The 2,069-nt window shown below is 62.1% G+C and carries 2 protein-coding genes; both read left to right on the plus strand.

Annotated elements, in window-relative coordinates; all coding sequences use genetic code 11:
- A partial coding sequence (locus tag ABYB95_RS22415) for a branched-chain amino acid ABC transporter permease (RefSeq protein WP_372662207.1) occupies positions 1-810 on the plus strand: 810 nt, incomplete at its 5' end.
- 18 nt (positions 811-828) lie between these two features.
- Positions 829-2,069: ABC transporter substrate-binding protein (locus ABYB95_RS22420; RefSeq protein WP_372662210.1), on the plus strand; the 1,241-nt coding region annotated here is incomplete at its 3' end.

A 2,069-nucleotide genomic window follows, 5' to 3' on the forward strand; every position in this document is an offset into this window, starting at 1 on the left:
GTGGCCGCTTACATGGTGGCGATCTTTGGCTCCTCGTCGGTCACCACCATCAGCCTGGGCTGGGCGCCTTGGCTGGCGGTGCCCGTGGCGTTGGCGATCAGTGTGGTCGTGGCCGTGCTCATCGGCGCGCTGTCTATCCGCACCGAGGGCATCCGCACGATCATGATCACGCTCGCCATTGGCGTGGCCTTCTTCTATCTCGCGCAACAGAATTACACCGTTTTCAATGGCTTCCAGGGCTTCTCCAACATAGAGACGCCGACGCTCCTGGGGTTTGACCTGGGCGACCCGCGCGCCTTCTATTACCTTTGCCTCGCCGTGTCTGCGCTGGCGGTGTTTGGCGTGATCTACATCGGCCGCACGACCTTTGGTATCGGTTTGCAGGGGGTGCGGGACAACGCGCGCCGCATGTCGTCGCTGGGCTTCAACGTCACCCAACACCGGTTGCTGGCGCATGCCATTGGTGGCCTCATCGCCGGCGCGGGCGGTGTGCTGTTTGCTTACTACAACCACGGGGTGTCGCCGGGATCGATCAACACGGCAGCCCTGATCAACGTGCTGGTGATCGCTGTGCTGGGCGGACTGCGCCACCCCATCGGCGCGTTCCTGGGCGCCGCGCTGTTCGTGCTGCTGCAGAACTTCGCCATCGATTTTGTGAGCCGCGATCGTTTCAACCTCGTCATCGGTGGCGTATTCCTTTTCGTGATTCTGGTTTCTCCCGACGGCCTACTGGGTCTGTGGGAGCGTTTGCGCGTCCTTGTCCGCCCGGACACGCAGCGCCAGTCCCTGCCGGGCGGCACTTCCCGATAACACCCCTGGAGACAACCCATGATCAAAAGCAATTTCTTTCGTCCGCTGCCCCTCGCGACCGCCGTCGCCATGGTCTTCGCTGCGGTGCCGGCGTCGGCCCAGGAGACCGTCAAGATGGGTGCACACGCCACCCTTCAAGGCGCCTTCACCGTGTTGGGGCAGGACGGTATCCGCGGCGTGGAGCTGGCGCTCAAGGAGCACAACTACATGGCCGGCGGCAAGAAAATCGAGCTGATCAAAGGCTCGTCGAACGGCTCGCCCGATTCTGCCGTGAGCGCCACCCGCAAGCTGGTGGAGCAAGACAAGGTGCAGATCCTGATCGGCCCGCTGTCGGGCTCCGAAGGCATTGCGGTCAAGGACTACGCCAAGAGCCAGTTGCAAACCACGTTCCTGAATGGCACCTCCGGCGCCCAAGAGACCACGCTCTCCAGCCCGGCGCCGAACTTCTTCCGCTTCTCCACCGATGGCGCGCAGTGGTCGGCCGGTCTGGGTTCTCACTCGTTTGCCAAGGGCTACAAGAAAGTGGTGGTGGTGGCCGAAGACTACGCCTTCCCGTATTCGCAGGTGGCCGGTTTCATGATGGAGTTTTGCAAAGCTGGCGGCAAAGTGCTGGACAAGCACTGGGTTCCCATTGGCACCAAAGACTATTCGTCGGTCATCGCCAAACTGCCCGCCGACATCGACGCCGTGTACGTGGCTTTGGGTGGCTCGGATGCGGTCAACTTCCTGACCCAGTACGAGCAGAACGGTGGCACCAAGCCCCTGATCGGCGGCACCATCACGGTGGACCAGACGGTGCTGGGCTACAAAGGCAAGCGGCGCGACTCGCTCATCGGCACACCGGCATCGAGCCCCATTGCGGACGGCAATGACAGCGCAGACTGGAAGAAGTTTGTCGCCAACTACAAGGCCACTTTCAAGGACGGGTTCCCCAGCCCATCCTTGTTCGCGCACGGCTACTACGTGAACACCAAGGCCGCTCTGGACGCCATGGATGCGGTCAAAGGCGATCTGTCGGGCAACCAGGCTGCGCTGCGCAAGACCTTGTCCACCATGACGCTCAAGACGCCCACCGGTGACGTGAAGCTGGACGACAACCGCAACGCCATCGCCAATATCTACCTGACCGAAGTGGCGAAGGCGGCCGATGGTTCGCTTTTCAACCAGGTGGTGAAGGTCGTGCCCAACGTCAACCAGATGCTGGGTCTTTCCAAGGCCGAGTTTGACAAGATGGGCATCGGCAGCCGCACCAATCCCGA

Origin of the sequence: Hydrogenophaga sp. (assembly GCF_041633695.1) — a bacterium.
Taxonomy (GTDB): Bacteria; Pseudomonadota; Gammaproteobacteria; order Burkholderiales; family Burkholderiaceae_C; genus Hydrogenophaga.